Source organism: Finegoldia dalianensis, from assembly GCF_046255015.1.
In the GTDB taxonomy this organism is placed as follows: domain Bacteria; phylum Bacillota; class Clostridia; order Tissierellales; family Peptoniphilaceae; genus Finegoldia; species Finegoldia magna.
Window position 1 is genome coordinate 370,153 of sequence record NZ_JBDLBQ010000001.1, and the last position, 21,554, is coordinate 391,706.

Annotated in this window: 20 protein-coding genes; all 20 read right to left on the bottom strand. The window is 30.7% G+C overall.

Annotated elements, in window-relative coordinates:
* The 20 genes from ABDJ34_RS01950 to pyk all read right to left on the bottom strand — a co-directional run bounded on the left by ABDJ34_RS01950 (position 1) and on the right by pyk (position 21,548).
* Positions 1-1,314, bottom strand: coding sequence for a sensor histidine kinase (locus ABDJ34_RS01950; protein WP_412701190.1), 1,314 nt, complete (start codon positions 1,312-1,314; stop codon positions 1-3).
* Positions 1,311-1,967 (bottom strand): response regulator transcription factor, encoded by a 657-nt coding sequence (locus tag ABDJ34_RS01955; RefSeq protein WP_094203785.1) that lies wholly within the window; start codon positions 1,965-1,967, stop codon positions 1,311-1,313. Before ABDJ34_RS01955 ends, ABDJ34_RS01950 begins: the two co-directional genes overlap by 4 nt.
* Before the next feature lie 79 nt (positions 1,968-2,046).
* Entirely contained in the window at positions 2,047-3,423 is a 1,377-nt protein-coding gene (locus ABDJ34_RS01960) for an ABC transporter permease (RefSeq protein ID WP_412701191.1), read from the bottom strand.
* 10 nt (positions 3,424-3,433) lie between these two features.
* A complete protein-coding gene (locus ABDJ34_RS01965) occupies positions 3,434-4,078 on the bottom strand; it encodes an ATP-binding cassette domain-containing protein (protein ID WP_094203787.1) in 645 nt (214 codons plus the stop codon).
* Positions 4,079-4,088: 10 nt separating this feature from the next.
* Positions 4,089-5,366, bottom strand: a complete 1,278-nt coding sequence (locus ABDJ34_RS01970) for an ABC transporter permease (protein ID WP_412701192.1) — start codon at positions 5,364-5,366, stop codon at positions 4,089-4,091.
* Between the two features lie 121 nt (positions 5,367-5,487).
* Positions 5,488-7,380, bottom strand: coding sequence for a lysine--tRNA ligase (gene lysS, locus ABDJ34_RS01975; RefSeq protein ID WP_412701193.1), 1,893 nt, complete (start codon positions 7,378-7,380; stop codon positions 5,488-5,490).
* A 2-nt stretch (positions 7,381-7,382) separates the two neighbouring features.
* Positions 7,383-7,862 (bottom strand): transcription elongation factor GreA, encoded by a 480-nt coding sequence (gene greA, locus ABDJ34_RS01980; RefSeq protein ID WP_094207265.1) that lies wholly within the window; start codon positions 7,860-7,862, stop codon positions 7,383-7,385.
* Positions 7,863-7,945: 83 nt separating this feature from the next.
* Positions 7,946-8,878 carry a tRNA dihydrouridine synthase DusB gene (dusB, locus tag ABDJ34_RS01985; protein WP_412701194.1) on the bottom strand — a complete coding sequence of 311 codons (933 nt, stop codon included), beginning with the start codon at positions 8,876-8,878 and terminating at the stop codon, positions 7,946-7,948.
* Entirely contained in the window at positions 8,871-9,659 is a 789-nt protein-coding gene (locus tag ABDJ34_RS01990; protein WP_094203793.1) for a type III pantothenate kinase, read from the bottom strand. The genes dusB and ABDJ34_RS01990 overlap by 8 nt, the downstream gene beginning before the upstream one ends.
* 5 nt (positions 9,660-9,664) lie before the next feature.
* Positions 9,665-11,263: a CTP synthase gene (locus ABDJ34_RS01995; protein WP_412701195.1), complete on the bottom strand. Its 1,599-nt coding sequence runs from the start codon at positions 11,261-11,263 to the stop codon at positions 9,665-9,667.
* 14 nt (positions 11,264-11,277) lie between these two features.
* Positions 11,278-13,332, bottom strand: coding sequence for a glutamine synthetase III (locus ABDJ34_RS02000; protein ID WP_412701196.1), 2,055 nt, complete (start codon positions 13,330-13,332; stop codon positions 11,278-11,280).
* Between the two features lie 114 nt (positions 13,333-13,446).
* Positions 13,447-13,911 (bottom strand): DUF5673 domain-containing protein, encoded by a 465-nt coding sequence (locus ABDJ34_RS02005; protein ID WP_002840266.1) that lies wholly within the window; start codon positions 13,909-13,911, stop codon positions 13,447-13,449.
* Entirely contained in the window at positions 13,911-15,824 is a 1,914-nt protein-coding gene (ftsH, locus tag ABDJ34_RS02010) for an ATP-dependent zinc metalloprotease FtsH (protein WP_412701197.1), read from the bottom strand. Before ftsH ends, ABDJ34_RS02005 begins: the two co-directional genes overlap by 1 nt.
* Positions 15,824-16,384 (bottom strand): hypoxanthine phosphoribosyltransferase, encoded by a 561-nt coding sequence (gene hpt, locus ABDJ34_RS02015; protein ID WP_316511857.1) that lies wholly within the window; start codon positions 16,382-16,384, stop codon positions 15,824-15,826. Before hpt ends, ftsH begins: the two co-directional genes overlap by 1 nt.
* Complete coding sequence (tilS, locus tag ABDJ34_RS02020) at positions 16,374-17,729, bottom strand: tRNA lysidine(34) synthetase TilS (RefSeq protein ID WP_412701198.1); 1,356 nt, start codon at positions 17,727-17,729, stop codon at positions 16,374-16,376. Before tilS ends, hpt begins: the two co-directional genes overlap by 11 nt.
* A gap of 37 nt (positions 17,730-17,766) precedes the next feature.
* Positions 17,767-18,189, bottom strand: coding sequence for a S1 RNA-binding domain-containing protein (locus ABDJ34_RS02025; protein ID WP_281682215.1), 423 nt, complete (start codon positions 18,187-18,189; stop codon positions 17,767-17,769).
* 68 nt (positions 18,190-18,257) lie between these two features.
* Entirely contained in the window at positions 18,258-18,632 is a 375-nt protein-coding gene (locus ABDJ34_RS02030; protein ID WP_154254603.1) for an FtsB family cell division protein, read from the bottom strand.
* 1 nt (position 18,633) lies between these two features.
* Positions 18,634-18,879 (bottom strand): RNA-binding S4 domain-containing protein, encoded by a 246-nt coding sequence (locus tag ABDJ34_RS02035; RefSeq protein ID WP_094203802.1) that lies wholly within the window; start codon positions 18,877-18,879, stop codon positions 18,634-18,636.
* Positions 18,866-19,756, bottom strand: a complete 891-nt coding sequence (locus ABDJ34_RS02040; RefSeq protein ID WP_412701199.1) for an HAD family hydrolase — start codon at positions 19,754-19,756, stop codon at positions 18,866-18,868. The genes ABDJ34_RS02035 and ABDJ34_RS02040 overlap by 14 nt, the downstream gene beginning before the upstream one ends.
* A gap of 34 nt (positions 19,757-19,790) precedes the next feature.
* Complete coding sequence (gene pyk, locus ABDJ34_RS02045) at positions 19,791-21,548, bottom strand: pyruvate kinase (protein WP_412701200.1); 1,758 nt, start codon at positions 21,546-21,548, stop codon at positions 19,791-19,793.
* Between the last annotated feature and the right edge of the window lie 6 nt (positions 21,549-21,554).

The window sequence follows — 21,554 nt, forward strand, 5'->3', positions numbered from 1 at the left end:
CTATAACTTGATTTTGAATGTTACGTTTTCTTCTTGTGTTTCAATGATTGCATCGATTTTGTAATTATTTAATAAATTTCCCACGATATACAACCCAAGTCCATTGCTGTTTTCTTTGTTCAAATCACAATTCACATCAAACACTTTAGTGGTATCTAATTCGCTTGCCTTTTTGCAAGTATTAATTACTTCAAACCATTCTCCATCTGATTTTATAGTAATTGTCCCATATTCATCAGTGTATTTTACGGCGTTTCCAATTACATTGGATAGTATTATTTTAAGAGCTGATTTGCCAATCAAAATCTTTTCATCTGTAATCTGATTGTCGATTGTGATGTGTTTTTGATTTGCAATTACTTCCTGCTTATTAATTATATCATTTAATATTGGTAAAATCGTTACATTTTCTTCGTCATTCTTTAGATTTTCAATTGATGACAATGTAAGTATTTGTGAAATGCTATGTGACAATCCATCAATAATTTTCAGAGATTCGTCAATGTACAAATCCCTGTTTTTGTATTTTCCTATGTTGTACTTCATATTTTCCAAAATTATTTTGAGACTCGCTACAGGAGTTTTGAGTTCGTGTGATGCTCCTCTAAAAAAGTCATATTTTAGTTTTTCAAGTTTGATAATTTCTTCGTTTTTTGATTCCAAATCGTCAATGGAATGTAACAATGTAGTGTACAAATCATTGATTTGCACTTTTAACTGTCCAATCTCATTGGTAGAATCTACTTCAAGTAATGCTTTTTTGTCCATATTCATCATTTTATCAGTAATATGTTTAATTTCTTGTATATTATTGTTGATTAACTTAGCATAAATTAATGAAATAATTGCTGAGAAAAACATAGAAATTAAAAGCGAAAAAGGAAGAAATCTTAGGCTCAAATTCTTGGCATCTTTTTTCATATCAGCTGTTGATACGAATTGAAGTGAAATTTTCTCTCCAGTGTTAATTGTAATATCTCGTTCTTCAATTATAAGTGAATTGTTTTCACTTTTTTTGTCAAAATCAATGATTTCTTTGATTTGTAAGCCGTTGTCGTTGTTTTTATTTTTAACATAAGCTTTAATGTCGTTATTATTAGAATAAAAATCCAAAGACTGTGTAACATATCCTATATCTTTATTTGTTAATGTCTTGGATATTTCATTTGCTTTTTTATTTATCTCTTGTTTTCTATCTTCCAAATATGTTTTAGGAAATATTAAAAACACCATAAAATGTATGAACAATACAGTGAGCGCTAATGCTGTGAATATTTGCAGGAACATTTTCGGAAATATTTTTAAATTTTTCATTTTCTCTCCAATTTATAGCCAACGTTTCGGATGGTTACTATGCAATCTAGTTGCAATTTTTTACGTAATTCTTTTATGTAAACATCAATTACTCTGTCAAAAGGAATTTCATCTGTTTCTTTCCACACACTGTCTATTATTTGCATTCTCGTGAGTGCTTGACCTTCATTTTCTATCATATATTTGAGTATTTCTAGTTCTTTGGCATTTATATCAACTTTTTCACCATTTATTTTTGCAGTGTAGCTTGTGAAGTTAACTTCGGTGTTTTTGTAATTAAATGTTTCATTATTTCCATAATGTTTTTTAATTAAAGATTCTATTCTAACTTTGAGAACAGGAAGTGAGAATGGCTTTTCAATGTAGCCATCTGCTAAGCTTGTGAATGCGTTGATTTTATATTCTTCATCACTGAATGCAGTCAACATTATAGCTGGAATATCACTTGTTTCTCTGATTTTTTTGAGAACTTCAAGTCCATTTATGTATGGAAGTTGAATGTCTAATATTGCTAAGTTGATTTCGTTATTTTCAAATATGGATATGGCTTGTTTCCCGTCTTCTGCTTGATATGTTTTGTATCCAAATTCAGACAAAAATTCACAAATTCCTTCACGTATCATTTTGTCATCTTCTACTACAAGTAAGTTCATAATTTATTCCTCTCTTTATATTTTATTATACAATATTTACTTTAATTACAAAATTATCGGAGCATATGCCCCGATAATTTTACTTAGTATCTATTAATAAATCTTTTGGATTTTTCCTAAGAATATTTGTCGATGAAATAATCAATGATATTAACAACACTATTGTCATGAATATTACTACATAAACCAAGGTTTTTGATGAAATACTAATGTCTAGGCTTGTCAATGTTTTATTGAATCCATCAACTTCAGCACCGCTACCAAGTCCAGTTGACGCTGATTGCTTGGCGATTTTATCTGCGATATTTCCTGTTACTTTTTGTAGTATATTATTTCCAATTTTATCTCCTGCAAATCTAGCCAAGAAGAATGAACCAATGTAAGCCGGTACAGCAACTAACAATAATTCTGTGACAAATTGTCCGAATATTTTCGCTTTGGACATTCCTATCGACAACAATACTGCTATTTCTTTTTTCCTTGCGTTCATCCATAAGAACAATAATAAAGCTACTACCAATCCTGCAAATGCAAGTGATCCTACAAATAATTTATCTGCTATTGCATATATCCCACTGATTGATTCTTGTAATGCTGGATAGTTTGATGAACTTTTTATTAAATTATATTCTTGCCAATTGATATCTAGTTTGGAAAGATTTTTCATGACATCTTCTAGTTTTTTGTTACCTTTTACAAAGAATGTAGCATCTTGATAGACTGCTGTATCTTCAGTGTTACCGTATACTTTGGCTGCTGTATTCAAATCAGTAATCAATGTGTTTTCGTACAATTCTTGAGCAGCGCTCACACCTCCGTTATTGTGCCCATCAAACAAACCTTTAATTGTAACTTCTACTGTTTCATTGGCTTGTTTTTCATTATCTGCATCAAATAAATTGGACTTTAATTTTAATTTGTCACCTATTTTTAAATTGTTTTTGGCTGCCAAATCTTTGTGCATAAGAATCTTATTCTTATCATCATTTTTCAATTGCTCCCCTTCAACCAGTTTGTATGCTCTAGATACAAATTTTGTTTCCTTAGACGATTCATTAACACCAGTCAACATTACAGTGCTTTTGAAATTTTTCGCACGTTCTTCTGATTGATTAGCCAATGTTTCTTGTGTTTCAATTATATCCAATCCATCCAGATCAGCCACGCTATTTATTCTTTTTACATAGCTTTCAATATCAGGTGACTCTGTGATTTTTTTGATGTCTTGTCCTTTGACATTTCCACCGCCTCTTGGTGTTCCTGGATTTACTTGTCTGTTAATTTCCATTGAAAAACTGTTGGTAATATTTCCAAATGTTTTTTCTGAAGCTTTGTCAGTGGCATCTTTGATGGATAAACTAATCAAACTTAAAGCTGACATCAACATTATTACGATTAATATAATTATCGATTTGAGACTTTTTCTAGTTACATAAGCAAATGCGTTTTTTATCATAATTTCCTCCCTAAATATTGTCAACTACTTCTTGTAGTTTTCTATCTTTTAATTCAAGAACAATATCTGCTGCTTTTGCTACTTCTTTACTATGAGTAACAACTATTACGCATTTGTTTCTTTCCATTGCAAGTTTCTTCAATATATCTATAATTTCACCAGCAGTCACATCATCCAAGTTTCCAGTAGGCTCATCTGCCAATATGATTGGAGCTTCTGAAACTAAAGCTCTTGCAATCGCAACTCTTTGTTGTTGCCCACCAGACAGTTTCATAACATTTCTTCTTGTTTGACTTTTATCCAATCCTAATTCCAATAAAATATCTTCTGATGCATTTTTATTTACTAATCTTATGTTTTCAAGAGGAGTCAGATAATCTATTAAGTTATAGTTTTGAAAAACTAATGATATGTTGTTTTTTCTATGATAACTGTGCCCTTTTTCTTCGATGTTGTTGTTTTTGAATAAGATTTGACCTGTATCTGGTGAATCTAATCCAGCCAATAAAGATAAAAGTGTTGATTTACCTGTGCCAGATTTCCCAATGATTGCATAAAATTTTCCTTGTTCAAATCCTCTGTTAACTAATGACAAAACTTCTTCATTTGAACTTGAATAACTGTATGATACGTTTTTGATTTCTAAAATATTCATTTTATATCTCCTAACTTATTTGTGATAATATTTGTTTTGGTTTTTTGATTAATATCATTGTAGATGCGATAATCACAGAAACTATGATTATTAATAAAAGCAATCCGTAGCTTTTGATAAACACTTCTAATTTATCTGATATTTTAGTAATTAATAGGCTACCTGTAAATGATGCATTTTCCGATTCGGTTATTCCTGATGCAATTAGTTTGATAATAAAATCTCCACTAATAAACGATAAAACTGCCGCAGGAACGGATACAAATACAAGCTCCATGATGAATTGTCCTATGATTTTAGATTTACTAAAGCCAATTGATAAAAGTATTCCTATTTCATAAATTCTTTCTCTTAGCCATAATATTAAAATCAACGATAAAACTACAAGTCCTGCAACCATTATGGAATATGTCATCATTTGTATGATATGCTTTACGCCATTTATAGAATCAATAGCTTCTTTGAATGCATTGTCATCTTTTTCGATAATGTATTGTGAAGAATTAGCGATTTGATTTTTCAGCTGATTTATTACATTATCCATTAATGTTGAATTTTGTGTATAAACTGAGATTTTATTGGCAATTTTGTTACCGTCTTTTATATTCAACGAATTTTGCGCTGAGTTGTAATTAACAAACATAGAGTTTTCGCTGAAATCAGAAGACAATCCTGTATATTTTTCTTGTTTTTTCCCTGAAAATATTCCAACTATCTCATATTGTGTCTCTTTATTTGTATCTCCATTTCCATTCATATTCATCAACTTTAGACCTATCTTGTCGTGAAGTTTGAGCTTGTTTTTCTTTGCAAATTGTTCATGAACTAGAATCTTATTGTCATCATTTTTATCCAAATTCTTGCCTTGTTTTATAGTAAACACGTTACTTGTGAACAATGTGTTACGTTTTTGATCTGTCATAGCATCTATCGATACTAAATTTTTCATATTTGGAGACAAATCTTCACGCATAACTTTCTGATTACTTTCAACGACATTGGTATTTGTTACGTTGGCTAATCCCTCATAATGATATGAAACCTCTTTTATATCTTTGATCTGTTTCAATTTGTCAAATTCTTTTATATCAAAATATCCGTTATTATCTTTTTTCGTTATTGAAATAGATGAATTTGATGTTTCGTACAGTGATTTCTCCAGTGTTTTCTGTGATTTCGTTATACTCAAACAAGCATACAAACATGATAATACAAGTGTTAAAATTATAAGTATTATCAAAGACCTATTTCTTTTTCTTGTTATATAAGCAATCGCATTTTTTATCATAAATATCTCCTTAACTTTGTTACATATATATGTTACAAAAGTTTTATGAAATGTATATGAAATTCATGGCAATAAAAAAAGACGACAGAATTCAATTCTATCGTCTAAGGATTTTATTTAATTAATAAATTTTTGATCCTGCTGGAATATTTGAATCTAACATTATAAGATTCAATACTTCTTCTCCATCATATTCGCAGATTGCAGATAAAAGCATTCCACAAGATTCTTCACCCATCATTTTTCTTGGTGGTAAGTTAGTGATTGCAAGTAATGTCTTACCTACTAAGTCTTCTGCGCTGTAGTAGTTTTTAATTCCTGATAATATGATTCTGTCTTTTCCAGATCCGTCATTCAATGTAAATTTTAATAATTTCTTGGATTTTGGAACTTCTTCACAAGATTTTACTTTCACAACTCTGAAATCAGATTCTGAGAATTTGTCAAAATCTACAAAATCTTCAAATAATGGTTCAACTTTCACTTTTGATAAGTCCAATTTCTTAGCTTTTGTGTTATCTTCACCATCTTTTGAATTGCTAGAAGAATTATTTCCAACTGGCTTCATTGTTGGGAACAACATTATATCTCTGATTGATTCATTGTTAGTTAACATCATTATAAGTCTATCAACACCAATTCCCAAACCGCCTGTTGGTGGAAGTCCTACTTCTAATGCATTCAAGAAATCATAATCCATCATTTGAGCTTCGTCATCACCATTCTCTCTCGCTTCAACTTGCTTTAAGAATCTTTCTTTTTGATCGATTGGGTTGTTCAATTCACTAAATGCGTTTGCGATTTCTTTTGTGCATACAAATGCTTCAAATCTATGAGTATATCTTTCATCATCTGGATTTCTCTTAGCCAATGGACTTACTTCAACTGGATGACCCAATACAAATGTTGGTTGAACTAATTTTTCTTCGCAGAAATGTTCAAAACATTCGTTTATAACTTCACCACGTGACATATTGTCTGCGATTTCAACATTGTTTGCTTTGGCAACTTCACGAGCTTGTTCATCAGTTTCAATTTCATCAAAATTTATGTCTGCGTATTCTTTTATTGCATCAACCATTGTGATTCTCTTCCATGGTGGTGTGAAGTCTATTTCTGTTTCGCCAAATTGTGCTTTCATAGAACCATTAACTTTTTCACAAACAAATGCAACTAATTGTTCTGTGATATCCATCATATCATTGTAGTCAGCGTAAGCTTGATACAATTCTATTGCCGTATATTCTGGATTGTGAGTGTGATCCATTCCTTCATTTCTGAACATTCTGCCCATTTCATAAACTTTGTCGAAACCACCTACAATTAATCTCTTAAGGTATAATTCATTTGCGATACGCAAATACATATCGATATCCAATGTGTTGTGGTGAGTGATAAATGGTCTAGCATTTGCTCCACCAGCTATTGTGTTCAAGATTGGAGTATCAACTTCTAAGAATCCTCTTGTATCCAAAAATTCTCTGATTGCTGAAATAATTTTAGATCTTTTAACAAAAGTTTCTTTGATTTCTGGATTCATAATTAAATCCACATATCTTTGTCTATATCTCAAATCAGGATCTTTTAGTCCGTGCCATTTTTCAGGTAATATTTGTAATGATTTAGATAATAAAACTACAGATTTTGTTCTAATGGATACTTCACCGCTGTGTGTTTTGAATATACTTCCTTCAACACCAACGATATCTCCGATATCCATATTTTTTACTTTTGCGTAGTTTTCTTCGCCTAATTCATTTACTTTATTAAACAATTGTATTCTGCCAAAAGAATCTTGTAGGTCCATGAAGTTAACTTTTCCATGTCCTCTTTTACTCATGATTCTTCCGGCTATTTTAACTTCTTTTCCGTCAAATTCGTCAAAGTTATCTAGGATTTCTTTTGTATTATTAGCATTGTCAAATTTTTCATGAACGTATGGGTTTTCATTTGCATCTAATAATTCTTGTAACTTTTGTCTACGAATTTGTAGCATTTCGTTTAAATTTTCCATTTTTATCCTTTCTTGACAGTTAATACCTTTAATTCTACGATTCCACCTGGTGTTTCAACTGTAGTAGTGTCACCAACTTTTAGGTTTAACAGAGCTTTTCCTGTTGGTGATTCATTTGAAATTCTACCTTCAAAAGGATCAGCTTCTGCTGTTCCTACTATTTTATATGTCATTTCTTTGTTTGACTTTAAATTTTTATAAGTTACTGTTGATCCCACTGTCACAACGTCTTTTTGATTTTCATCATCTTTAATAACTTTTGCATATAATAGCAAGTTTTCAAGATAGTTAATTCTTTCTTCTACTTGCGCTTGTTCATTTTTAGCTTCATCATATTCTGCATTTTCAGAAAGGTCACCAAACCCTCTAGCAACTTTGATTTTCTCAGCTATTTCTGTTCTGCGAGTAGTCTTTAAAAACTCAAGTTCTTCTTTGTGTTGATCTAATCCTTCTTGAGTTAATAAAAATTCTTTATCTGCCATAATCTATTCTCCTTATTTTAACCATATATTCTAAAATTATATAACAAAAGGCATAATTGTCAAGTTTTTAGTATATGATTAAACTATTCATTTTTAAATTCATCTAGTATTTTGTATATTTCAACAAGATCTGTCAATTGATTGATTTTGTTCTTAACTTTATTAGAATTTCTGAATCCTTTCAGATACCATTGAATATGCTTTCTCATTTCTAAAATCGCACGTTTTTCTTCATAAAATTCCAATTTCAATTGCATGTGTTTTTTGATTGTGTCGATAACTTCTTCTTTCGTTTTGATTTCATCATCACTAAAAATAAATGGATTTTGCATTGCACCTCTTGCCAACAAAACTCCATCGCAATTCGAGTATTTCATATTTTTTCTAATGTCTTCTTTTGTAAAACAATCGCCATTGCCAAATACAGGTATGTCTACATTTTCCACTAATCTTTTAATGTGTGACCAATCAGCCTCTCCTGAATAAAACATTTTTCTAGTTCGTGCATGTAGTGTGATATAATCCACTTTCAATCTCTCACAAATTTGTCCAAGCTGCATGTAATTCATGGAATTTTCATCAATTCCAAGTCTGAATTTTACAGAAACTGGCAAATCAGTGTTGTTCTTACAAGCTCTGATAACATCTTCTGCTAAGTTCAAATCTCCCATTAAAGCTGAGCCGTCACCGTTTTTGAAAATTTTCGGTGCAGGACATCCCATATTTATATCAATTGATTTGAAATTGTAATTTTCCGTCAGAAATCTAGTTGCATAGGCAATGATTTCTGGTTCGTGTCCAAATATTTGAACAGATGTATTGTTCTCTCTTGGATCTGTATCTAGAAGTTTCTTAGTCTTCTTATCATTATAGTAAAGTGCTTTGGCACTTATCATTTCTGTAAAGCACAACCCCGCTCCCAATTCTCCACAGATTATTCGAAATGGAATATCTGTAACTCCAGCTAATGGTGCCAAAAACAAATTACTATTTAAGTTCAATTTTTCTTTAATCATTTCTATTTAATTCGTTAATAATTTTTAAGCCATCTAAAGTGATTAGTTTATCAATAATTGTAATGTACTTTGATTGTTTGGCAATCAAATAAGAAAAACCACCAGTTGCAATAATTGTAACTTCATCTTTTGTTTTGTGTTTTTCTTCTAGGATTTTTTCAATTATATAATCTATTAATCCTATAAATCCAAATACAACTCCTGATTGCATACTTTTTACGGTGCTATCACCAATAACTTTATCCGGCATTTCTATTTCAATTTTTGGTAGTTTTGCAGTTTTCATAAATAATGCTTCTGATGAAATTGCAATCCCCGGAGCTATTGCTCCTCCCAAATATTCTTTATTTTCCGAAATATAATCAAAAGTAATCGCCGTTCCAATATCTACGATAATAACTGGAGTAGAATATTTTTTACAAGCACTTACTGCGTTGATTATTCTATCTACGCCGACCTCTTTTGGACTTGCGTATTTATTAACTATTCCCGTCTTTATATTTTCATCTACTATCAATGGTTCAATTCCCAAATATTTTTTTACTGCTTTTGGTATAGTTGGCATCAGATTTGGTACTACAGAACCAATAATAGCTTCTTTTATATCTGATTTTTTGACGTTTGAATATTCCAAAGCTTGTCTTAATGTTAGAGCGTATTCATCGCTCGTTTTTCTCAAATCTGTAGATATTCTCCATTCAAAAATCAACTCATCATCTTTGAAAATACCCAAAACAATATTAGTATTTCCAATATCTATTACAAGTAAAATATCTTCCACCTTCTTTATTTGTTTTCAATGGATGCTTTTATGAATCCATCGAATAAAGGATGAATTTTATTAGGTCTTGATTTGAATTCCGGATGGAATTGGCAACCTAAGAAGAATTTATTTTGTGGTATTTCAAGCATTTCTACCAAGTTATATTGGTCATTAATTCCTGAGAATACGACATTGTTTTGTTCAAATTGTTCTCTGTAGTCGTTGTTGAATTCATATCTGTGTCTGTGTCTTTCTTGAATAAATTCTTCACCGTACAATTCTTTTGCCAAAGATTTATCTTTCAAGTGACACTCGTAGTTACCAAGTCTTAATGTTCCACCTATATCTTCAATATCTCTTTGTTCTTTCATTAAACTTATTACTGGATTTTTGCAATCAGCAACAACTTCAGCTGTATTTGCATCTGCCAAACCTAATACGTTTCTAGCAATATCTATTGCGGCAATTTGCATTCCCAAACAAATTCCGAAATAAGGCATGTTGTTTTCACGACAATATTTTGAAGTTTCAACCATTCCTTCCATACCTCTTCCACCAAATCCACCTGGAACGATGATACCATTCAATCCTTCGAATGATTCTTTTATATTATCTTTGTTTAATTCTTCTGAATTAATCCAACGAATGTTTACTTTGTGATTATTTGCATATCCCGCATCTATTAGAGCTTGTTCTACAGAAAGATAAGCATCGTGAAGTTCTGTATATTTTCCTACTAAACCTATGTTTACAGTTTCAGTTGCTTTTCTGTAGTTTTCAATCATTTTTCTCCATTTTCCATCTTCTTCAACTTTGGATTTAAGTTTCATTTTTCTCATGATATACTTATCCAAATTTTGTTCTTGGAATTTCAATGGAACTTCATAAATGAAATCAACATTAAATGATTGAATAATAGCTTCAACAGGAACGTCACAGAATAATGAGATTTTTTCTTTTAGTTCATCTGTAACTATGCCTTCACTTCTAAGGATTATTACATTTGTTTTAATTCCCAAACTCATCAATTCTTTGTATGAATGTTGCGTTGGTTTTGTTTTTAATTCATTGCTTCCAGGTATTGTTGGAACTAAAGTTGTATGAATAAATAATACATCTTCTTTTTCATTTTCGGCGTGGATTTGTCTGATTGCTTCCAAGAATGGCAATGATTCAATGTCACCAACAGTTCCGCCAATTTCTGTTATAACAATATCAGCTTGTGATTCTTCAGCAGCTTTGTACACTGCTTTTTTTATTTCATCAGTAATATGTGGAATAACTTGTACAGTTTTACCGTTGTAATCTCCACGTCTTTCTTTTTTAATAACATCATTGTAGACTTTTCCTGTGGTAATGTTTGATCTTTGAGTTAATTCTTCGTTGATAAATCTTTCGTAGTGGCCTAAGTCTAGGTCAGTTTCAGCTCCATCTTTTGTTACAAAAACTTCCCCGTGTTGATAAGGACTCATAGTTCCTGGGTCAATATTCAAGTAAGGGTCAAATTTTTGCATAAACACAGAAATTCCTCTGTCTTTTAGCATTCTACCAATACTTGCACCACTAATTCCCTTACCTATACCAGAGACAACTCCTCCAGTAATAAAAATAAATTTACTCATTACTCCTCCTATAATTATATTAATGATGAATATATGTCTTGAATATCACACAAATTATAATTTTCTTTGTATACAAATTTTTCAAGATTATCATGAACTTCTCTGATTTCTTCAATTAGAGGGCTAATTTCATATTGAAAATATTTAGCCTTTTCATATTTAGATTCAAAATCAGATTTGTGTATCATTTCTTCCAGGTTATTTCTCTTGTTGATGATTTCATTTAAACCATTTTTCAATTTTTCTTGTGTAGAATCTAAGCTATTAATACCGCACTTTTCAATTAATTTATTATTTTGAATTAGTTGTTTTGAAAAGGCATTAATAACAAATTTATCCAACATATAAATCAAAGTCTTCGCTTCAATTTCATGAGTTGTTATTACATCTTCCAATCCAACATCATAGATTGCGTGTAATTCTTCCTCACTTAGTATACCACAAAAATCCTTGATAGATTCTTCTGAGATTAATGAATATAAAGAATCAAAATAATGAACTAAATCTAACAAACCTCTCTTCTTAGCTTCTTCTCTCCAAAGTTGTGTATAGTTGTCTTGTCTGTATAAAATTTGTTTGTGATTTTTCAAAATATCGACAACTTCTGATTTGATAAATTGCTCAATATTTTCATTTTGAGATTTGTATTTTTCGTAAACTCTTTTGATTGTATTTGCATACATTGTATTCAAAACTATGTTGACATCACTTGCACTATTCGAAGAACCCAACATTCTGAATTCAAATTTGTTCCCGCTGAAGGCAAATGGACTTGTTCTGTTTCTATCTGTCATATTTGGTGGAATGTAATCGAATCTATTTATAGAAAATTTAGGATAATTTCTAACAATTTCTTCTTCATTCATTAATGAATTAAACGTCTCTTCGATATCTTGTCCCAAATCCATAGATATTATCGATGGTGGAGCTTCATCGCCTCCTAATCTATAATCGTTTGAAGTAGTAGAAGATGCCGATCTTAAAAGTGCTTGTGATCTGTCCACCGCTTCTATCAAACAAGCAGTAAATATCAAGAATACAAAATCATTTTCCATGTCAGCTTCTGGTGAGAATACATTTCTACCGTGATTTGTAACTAAAGAGTAATTATTGTGTTTACCGGATCCATTTACACCTTTAAATGGTTTTTCGTGCAATAAACATACAAGATGATGTTTTCTTGCAGTAGTTTTCAAAATTTCCATTACCAAATGATTATCATCTACTGAAATATTTGCGTTCTCAAAAAGAATTGCTACTTCGAATTGATTTGGAGCAACTTCGTTGTGTTCTGTCTTAGCGTATATCCCCAGTCTGAATAATTTTTCGTCAAAATCTTTGTAAAAAGCTTCAACTCTTTGTGGAATTGAACCGAAATAATGGTCAGTAAGTTCTTGTGATTTTGGTGCTTGTGCTCCTAAAAGAGTTCTTCCAGTGTTAATCAAATCAATACGTTGTTTATATACATTTTCATCAATAAGGAAGAATTCTTGTTCCAATCCAATTTTAACTTTCATTCTGTAACATTGGTCATCAGAAATTTCGTTGTAAAGTTTAGTAGCATAATCAGACAAGTAGTCCAAACTTTTAAGTAGTGGCAATTTTTTATCTAAAGTAGTTCCATCATAAGATACAAACACTGATGGTATATACATTATATTATCTACTATAAAAGTGTTAGATGTACAATCCCAATAAGTGTATCCTCTGGCTTCAAACGTAGATCTAATGGAGCCTGTAGGAAATGATGAAGCGTCTGGTTCCCCTTTAATTAATTCTTTTGCTGAAAATCTATTTATTGGAGTATTATCGTCTCCTCTATCCAAAAAAGAATCGTGTTTTTTTGCTGTTAAACCATTTAATGGTTGAAACCAGTGACAAAAATGAGTAGCCCCTCTTTCAATTGCCCATTTTTTCATCGCATGTGCAATTATTTCTGCTGTTTCAATATCAAGTAAATCTTCTTTTCTAACTGCATTTTTCCATTTTTGATAAACAGGAAAAGGTAACGAATCTTTCATTTGTCTCTTATCAAAAGTGTCAATTCCAAAAATTTTGTTTGTATCCATAATACCTCCATGTATTAAAATAAAAAAAATTGGCAATCAAAGAAAGCCAATTTATGAAAAACAAAAATAGTGTTTTTTTTATTATATTTAATCACGGTTTTGTTGTCAAGTATTTTATTGTTTTTTCTTATTCTTTTTTATGATTACTTGCATTTCAGAAGCATCACTTGGATTGATAGGAATAAGTTTACTATTAGCTTTGGAATTTTTCAAAATTAATTCCAAGAACCTCTTGTCTTTTGAATATTTCCATTGTTTGATATCTTCATATTCTGCCAAAAATCCATTGAAATAAATTCCTTTATCTGTGAATGAAATTTTTTCGAATGTCAAATAAATAAATATAACTCCCAGTAGTATATAAATTAATGGGAACCATGTTTTTTGTTGATAAAGGTACAATAATCCCAAGACTACTATTGAATACGATGCAACCATCATTAAAATTCTTTTTCTTTGGTTAAAGTTTTTGATGACTCTTCCAATATTTTTTTTAACTTTGTATACATTGTACATTTGCTTCAATCCAAAAAGCAAAATCAATATATACATGACGTTTATAACATTTTGTGCGCTCATTATTTCTCCTGATTATCTATATTTTTTTCTATTTCTTCGTCTTTTTTTCTTACATCAACTAATTCTTTAGGTTCATTCTCGTGAATTTTTGTCTGAGTATATTTGTCAAATATTGCCTCAAATTCTTCTTGTCCAATAGTTTCTTTTTCTAAAAGTTTATTGGCCAATGCATGCAATAAATCAATATTTTCATTTAAAATATTCAAAGCTTTATTGTAGGCTTCATCAATTAATTCTCTCATTTCAGAATCAATCTCATAGGCAATTTTATCTGAATATTGTTTGTTCTTCCCAAGCTCTTCACCTAAGAACACTTCAGCATCATCTCCACCGTACATCATAGGTCCCAATCTTTTACTCATACCGTATTTTGTTACCATTGCATGTGCGATTTTCGTCGCTCTTTCGATGTCGTTGCTTGCACCAGTAGAGATATCATCAAGCACAACTTCTTCTGCTGCACGTCCACCTAATAGAGAAATCAATTTATGCTGCATTTGTCTTTTAGTCATAAATTTTGCATCTTCTTGTGGAAGATATGCCGTGAATCCTCCCGCTCTTCCTCGAGGAATAATTGTAATCATATGAACTTTGTCATTATATTCTAAAAATCCAGAAACAATTGCATGACCAGATTCGTGATAAGCTGTAAGCACACGTTCTTTTTCTATTACCACTTGTGATTTCTTTTCTGGACCAGCTACAACTTTTATAGATGCTTCTTTGAACACTTCATTTGAAATTTCTGCTTCATTATTTCTTGCTGCAAGAAGTGCTGCTTCATTGCACAAATTTTCCAAATCAGCTGGAGAAAAACCAGTAGTTGTTTTTGCAATATTCTCCAAATCCACATCTGATTTAAGTTTTTTGTTTTTTGTGTGAACTTTTAATATTTCTAATCTCTCTCTCACGTCTGGAAGTCCCACATAAATAGTTCTGTCAAATCTTCCAGGTCTCAACAATGCTTTATCCAAAATATCAGGTCTATTAGTAGCACTCATTACAATTACGCCTTCATTTTTCCCAAAACCATCCATTTCAACAAGTAATTGATTCAACGTTTGTTCTCTTTCGTCATGGCCTCCGCCAAGTCCTGCTCCTCTTTTTCTACCTACTGCATCTATTTCATCGATGAAAATGATACAAGGAGCATTTTTCTTAGCTTGTTCAAACAAATCACGAACTCTTGATGCACCGACACCAACAAACATTTCGACAAAATCAGAACCAGAAATGCTAAAAAATGGAACCTTTGCTTCACCTGCGACTGCTCTCGATAAATATGTTTTACCAGTTCCTGGAGGCCCCACTAACAAAACTCCTTTAGGAATTCTTGCACCAATGTCTATATACTTAGAAGGATTTTTCAGAAAATCTACGATTTCCATCAATTCTTCTTTTTCTTCTTTTAATCCCGCTACATCAGCAAACACAACCTTTTCTTTTGAATCTTGGTTGAGTTTTGCTTTTGATTTTCCAAAATTCATAGCCTTAGAATTTCCAGAGTTTTGTGTTTGATTCATAAACATAAACCAAATTATTCCAAGCCCGACTATAATTAATATAGTTGGCATTATATCAACATACCATGGTTTGCCAGGATCTTTTTCGGTCTTCAATACGATCTTGTTGTTTTCAACAGATTCCTTCAGATAATTATTGTAAAAAACTTCCCACATTTCTGATGGCATATACATTCTAAAAGGAGTACCCTTGCTATCTTTTAGAACGCCTTTTATATCATTTCCTCTTGCAACAATTTCTTTAACATTATCTTTCTTGACATTTACAATCATTTCGTTGACAGTAAAATATTTTGTGCTCAATGTATTGTTTTGAGTCATAGTCACGAAAAAAGCTATTAAAATAATTGGAACAAGATAAATTGCTAAACTTTTAGTTACTTTTTTCATTAAATCTCCTTTTCATAAAAAGATTTCTTCAATATGCAAATATCTTCAATATTTCTAAATTGTTGTGCAAAATCCAATCCATAACCAACTATAAATTCATTAGGTACAGTAAAACCTTTGAATTGAACATCAACTTCGTTAGTTCTTCTTTCTGGTTTATCCAAAAGACTCGCTATCTTAACTGATTTTGCTTTTCTATCCATTAAGTTTCGAACCAAGTAACTTAATGTGCGACCACTGTCCACAATATCTTCAACTATAAGGATATTTTTGCCGGCGATGTCTTCTTCCAAATCTTTGATGATTCTTACAGTTCCACTCGATTCTGAAGAATGTCCATAACTTGATACTGCCATGAAATCTATTCCAACTTCTAAGTCGATATTCAATGTTAAATTACTCATAAACATCGCTGCGCCTCTTAGAATACCAACTACGATAAGTTCACCCTTATCTCTGTATTCTTCAGTGATTTCTTGTCCTAATTCTTCAATTCTTTTGTCGATTTCTGATTTTGGTATTAGCACCTTTTCGACTGCATCACATAAATTACTTTTCATAAGTCACCTCTATAACTAAAACTTCTTTGCTGTTAGAATTTTTCATGTACAAATTTGATCTTTTTAACGACAAAATAGCATATACATTTTCTTCATCGCTCAAAATGGGATAATTATCGCGTTCAATTTGTAAAACTTTATTATCAATAAATACATCTTTAATTTTCTTGGTAAATCCCTTTAATTTAATTCTATCTCCATTTTCTCTTCTTCGTAAAACAAGATTATGTGATAGAATTTTAGAATCAAAAACCATTTTATTTCTTGAAGGTTTAATATTAGTATTTTTTGTTAGATAACTACTAATTTTAAAATCCCCAAAAATGATTGTCCCAAGTTCAAATTTGACAATTTGACTTTTTTTGTTGTCTACAATTTTCCTAATTATTACTTTATCATAACTTTTGAAAAAACTGTAGTCTTTAAATATATATTCCCTGCCGTTTTTTAAATCAAATAATTCTATAATATCATCTATATAAGCCATTCTAATGTTTTGGTTAGACCCATTTAATTCAATTAAAAGTTTTCTAATTATATTTCTTTGAATAGAGGTCTTTTCGATTTCAAATAATTTTACATCTATAGAATATTCACCATTTCTTTGACTAATTAATTTTTCGAATTTAATATTAGTAATATCGTCAATTATTTCTTTTGAATCTTGTAAAATATTTATAGTCCTATATATCGATTCATTTATAGAATTATTGAAATTTTCTTGAATATATGGCAACATTTCAAGTCGAATTTTATTTCTTTTGACATCGGCTATGAAATTTGTTTCATCAGTTACATACTCAATATTATTGCTATCTAAATAATTTAGGATTTCATTTTTTGATACATCTAAAAGTGGCCTTATTACATTTTTGTTTCGATATTGTATTCCACACAATCCATCAATTCCACTTCCCCTAAACAAATGTAAGAAAAAAGTCTCCACTTGATCGTCCAAGTGGTGTGCTACAGCAATCTTATTAAAATTCTCTGTTTCTAAAATTTTGTTGAAACAATTATATCTTAAAATCCTACCACTGTCTTCCAAACTAATAGAATTGTCGATGGAAAATTGTTTCATATCTACTTTTTTTGAAAAAAATTGAACATTTTTTTCTTCAGATATTTCCCTTGAAAAATTTTCATCTCGATCGGCAGTAGCTCTGTAAGAATGATTAATGTGGCATGTTTTTATCTCAAAATCTAAATCATCTTTTAGTTGGTATAAAACATTGAATAATAATACTGAGTCCGCCCCACCTGATAATCCTATCAAAATTTTGTCGTTTTTTTGTATTAAGTTTTCTCTGATGATAGTATTTTTTATTTTGTGTATCAAATCCATAATAATAAAAAAGCCGCATAAATCTGCGGCGTTACTCCTAATTATACTTTCTTTTCTTCGAAAACTTTTTATTCTCTCTTTGTCTAATAGAATCTAATCTCTCGTTACTTTCTTTCATAAACTTAGAAAGTAAATCATCAAAAGTTGATTCTTTGCTAGATTCTTTGTTTGAATTCTTATCATCTTCTGAATAAGTTTTCTTTGAAAATTCTTTTTTGTGTTCTTTTTTCGGAAGACATTCCTTTATTGAAAAGCTAACCTTATTATCTTCAATGCTCATAACTTTACATTTTACTACATCATTAACTTTTAACACATCTTCAACTTTTTCTATGTAATCATTAGAAATTTGTGAAATATGAACTAATCCTTTAGTTCCGTCTTCGCATTCTACAAATGCCCCAAACTTAGTAATTCCTGTTACTTTACCTTCAACAATATCGCCCACTGATATAGACATACGCAATATCTTCCTCCTAATATAATACTATATACCAGTATATACTACTAAAAAAACGGTGTCAATAATTATTTATCAGGCTTTTTGTCAAAAGTTGGCGACGGTGTAAAATTTGTATCTTTTTTTGGTTTTTCCTTTTCATCCTTAATCAAAACTTCGTTAGGTTTTACCATACCTAATTTTTCTCTGGCATATTTTTCTATCAACTCAGGATTGTCTAAGTTTTTGGAATCTTCAGATAATTTTTTTATTTCTTTTTCAAGTTCATCCTTTTTTGTTTGTTGTTCCAACTTAACATTATTAATGTTTCTGATTTGAATTTGTTGCTTAAAAATTGTAAATAACAACGTAACACAAGCAAAAATAGTTATTGCAGAAACTATTATTCTAAATTTATTAACGTTTTTTCTTCTTTTTCTTATCTGATTATCCCTGGCATTCATTTTAATCTCCTAAAGTTTCAAACATTTTATCTGCATCGTCTTTCTTTGGATTATCAATCAATTCAGTAACCTTTGCCTTTAAAACCGATTGAGCAAAACTTATTTCAATTATATCTCCGACTTTTACGTTGTCTCCAGGTTTAGCGATTTTGTCATTGATTTTCACTCTTTGGGATTCACAAGCAGTTTTTGCTACAGTTCTTCTTTTAATAATCCTTGAATTTTTTAAAAATTTATCTAATCTCATCTATTTCCTTATTTTCTATTCCTTCTAGTATTAATTTATAATCCAACTCTGATTCTACATTCTTATATATTATTTTATCATGTTTTTTTATGATTGCAGATTTCATTTTATCATTTCGATATAAACAATAAATATCACAATCATCCACATTATCATTGAAAGATTCTCGATCAATAAAAAACATTGCTTTTACAAATTCTTTTGATTTTCTTCTGATTTTGTAAACGCCATTTTTTTCTTTTTCAAATTTTTCCAATATAAGCTTAATATCTTGTAAATTATCGACAATAAAATCAGCTTTGTCTTGTTTAAAATTAAATCTATTCTCTCTTCTGGCAATTACTGTTAATCCTGCATTCTTTGCAGAATCAATACCGTAATCAGAATCTTCAATTGCAATAGCATCTTTGGGACGTACTCCCAAAATCTCACATGTTTTAATGTAAATTTCGGGATTTGGCTTTGATTCTTTAAAATCCTCACCGCTTATTACCGCATCAAATTCATCCTTTATATCTAATTCTTCTAAAACATTGTTAATAGTTTTTTTGGGTGATGAAGATGCTAATGCAATCTTAAAATTTTTTCTTTTTAGTTCTTTTAGTAATGGATAAAATCCATCCATTACTATAGAACTGTAGTTTATTTTATCATCATCGATGTATTTTTTCATCAAATTATATACTTCCTCAGGTTTTCTATGAAGTTTTGATTTCAAAAATTCATCAGTTTTTTGTTGACTCAAACCAGCAAGAGAAAACAAATCTTCTTCAGATATTTCGACGTCAAAATCTTGAAGTACTTTTTGGAAAAAATCAATATAAATTACTTCACTATCAATTATTACGCCATCCATATCAAATATTACAGTATTCATTTTCTACCTCTAAGTTTATTGTACCACATTACTGTTATAAAATCTTGGCTGCTCCGCGATAAACTAACCCAGCTATTGGATCAATAGTCAAAATTTCTTGATCTTTGATTTTACTTACAGCATCTTTACATCCTACAATCGTTGGAATTCCCAAATGTAATCCAACAATTGCAGCAGGTGATGTTAGGCCACCTTCTTCCACAATAATTGCAGAAGCTTTTTGAATATATGGAACGAATTCTCTTTCCAAACTGTACAATACAATTGCATTTCCATCTTCAAATTTAGAAGCCAAATCTTCTACACCTTTAGCAACTCTAGCTTTTGCAGTAACGGATTTTTTACCAATTCCTGTTCCTTCAATCAAAATATCTCCAATTGTGTGTACTTTTAATAAATTTGTAGTTCCAGAAACTCCAACTGGAAGACCTGCTGTGATTATAATTAAATCTCCTTCGTGAACCAAATCTTTTTTGATACCCGCAGAAATTGATCTATCAATTACTTCGTCAGTGTTTTCACTCAATTCGCTAAGAACAGGATGAACACCCCAAATTAAAGATAGTTTTCTCATTACACCTTCTGATGTAGTAGCTGCAACTATTGGTGACAACGGACGATATTTTGAAACATTTCTAGCTGTTGAACCTGAAGTTGTAGCAACTACAATCGCATTTGCTCCCAATTGTTCACTAATACTTCTAGTTGCAATACTTATTGCATTCGTTGTTGTAATGTCCAACCATTTCAACCTTTTATTCGCAGCTTCTTTAAACTCTTCAGAATTTTCAGTATTAATTGCGATATCATTCATAACTTTTACAGCATTTACTGGATAATTTCCTGCTGCAGTCTCTCCAGAAAGCATAACAGCATCACTACCGTCCAAAATCGCATTCGCTACGTCGGTAACTTCCGCTCTGGTTGGTCTTGGGTTTCTAATCATAGAATCTAACATTTGTGTCGCAGTTATAACTGGTTTTCCAGCTAATGAAGTTTTCTTGATTATTTCTTTTTGAACAATAGGCATAATTTCAGTTTGGATTTCTACGCCCAAGTCTCCTCTTGCAACCATAATCCCATCAGAAGTGTTGATTATTTCGTCCAAATTATCTACGCCTTCTTGTGATTCAATTTTAGATATTATTTTTATGTCGTTTCCGTTATTTTCTTCTAAAATTTTTCTAATATCTAATACGTCTTGTGATTTTCTGATAAAAGATGCAGCTATATAATCAATTCCATTTTCAATTCCGAATTTTATATCTGAAATATCTTTTTCAGTGATTGCTGGTAATTTTACTTTTGAATTTGGAATATTGACTCCTTTTTTGCTCTTCAAAATACCGTAGTTGTTAACTTTGCAAATCACATCTGTATCTTTTATTTCTACAACTTCTAATTCAACTAATCCATCATCTATCAATACTTTCTTCCCGATATCCAAATCATCTGGAAGTCCTTTGTAACTCACTGAACAGATATTTTGATTTCCAGTTACATCTCTTGTAGTTAATGTGAATTGATCACCAATTGAAAGTTGAACTTGATCAACTCCAAAATCTCCCAATCTAATTTCGGGACCTTTTGTATCTAACATTATTGCTATTGGTAATTCCAATTCTTCTCGTGCTTGTTTTATGTTTTTTATTCTTTGTAAATGCTCTTCATGACTTCCATGTGAGAAGTTCAATCTACACACGTTCATTCCACTTTGCATCAATGTTTTTAAAGTCTCTAAAGAATCTGATGCCGGCCCTATAGTACAGACTATTTTAGTTTTCTTTAACATATTTAC

Bases quoted from the DNA above. Each gene is read 5' to 3' on its own strand.
- ABDJ34_RS01950 (WP_412701190.1), bottom strand. From the start codon at position 1,314: ATGAAAAATTTAAAAATATTTCCGAAAATGTTCCTGCAAATATTCACA.
- ABDJ34_RS01955 (WP_094203785.1), bottom strand. From the start codon at position 1,967: ATGAACTTACTTGTAGTAGAAGATGACAAAATGATACGTGAAGGAATT.
- ABDJ34_RS01960 (WP_412701191.1), bottom strand. From the start codon at position 3,423: ATGATAAAAAACGCATTTGCTTATGTAACTAGAAAAAGTCTCAAATCG.
- ABDJ34_RS01965 (WP_094203787.1), bottom strand. From the start codon at position 4,078: ATGAATATTTTAGAAATCAAAAACGTATCATACAGTTATTCAAGTTCA.
- ABDJ34_RS01970 (WP_412701192.1), bottom strand. From the start codon at position 5,366: ATGATAAAAAATGCGATTGCTTATATAACAAGAAAAAGAAATAGGTCT.
- lysS (WP_412701193.1), bottom strand. From the start codon at position 7,380: ATGGAAAATTTAAACGAAATGCTACAAATTCGTAGACAAAAGTTACAA.
- greA (WP_094207265.1), bottom strand. From the start codon at position 7,862: ATGGCAGATAAAGAATTTTTATTAACTCAAGAAGGATTAGATCAACAC.
- dusB (WP_412701194.1), bottom strand. From the start codon at position 8,878: ATGATTAAAGAAAAATTGAACTTAAATAGTAATTTGTTTTTGGCACCA.
- ABDJ34_RS01995 (WP_412701195.1), bottom strand. From the start codon at position 11,263: ATGAGTAAATTTATTTTTATTACTGGAGGAGTTGTCTCTGGTATAGGT.
- ABDJ34_RS02000 (WP_412701196.1), bottom strand. From the start codon at position 13,332: ATGGATACAAACAAAATTTTTGGAATTGACACTTTTGATAAGAGACAA.
- ABDJ34_RS02005 (WP_002840266.1), bottom strand. From the start codon at position 13,911: ATGAGCGCACAAAATGTTATAAACGTCATGTATATATTGATTTTGCTT.
- ftsH (WP_412701197.1), bottom strand. From the start codon at position 15,824: ATGAAAAAAGTAACTAAAAGTTTAGCAATTTATCTTGTTCCAATTATT.
- hpt (WP_316511857.1), bottom strand. From the start codon at position 16,384: ATGAAAAGTAATTTATGTGATGCAGTCGAAAAGGTGCTAATACCAAAA.
- tilS (WP_412701198.1), bottom strand. From the start codon at position 17,729: ATGGATTTGATACACAAAATAAAAAATACTATCATCAGAGAAAACTTA.
- ABDJ34_RS02025 (WP_281682215.1), bottom strand. From the start codon at position 18,189: ATGTCTATATCAGTGGGCGATATTGTTGAAGGTAAAGTAACAGGAATT.
- ABDJ34_RS02030 (WP_154254603.1), bottom strand. From the start codon at position 18,632: ATGAATGCCAGGGATAATCAGATAAGAAAAAGAAGAAAAAACGTTAAT.
- ABDJ34_RS02035 (WP_094203802.1), bottom strand. From the start codon at position 18,879: ATGAGATTAGATAAATTTTTAAAAAATTCAAGGATTATTAAAAGAAGA.
- ABDJ34_RS02040 (WP_412701199.1), bottom strand. From the start codon at position 19,756: ATGAATACTGTAATATTTGATATGGATGGCGTAATAATTGATAGTGAA.
- pyk (WP_412701200.1), bottom strand. From the start codon at position 21,548: ATGTTAAAGAAAACTAAAATAGTCTGTACTATAGGGCCGGCATCAGAT.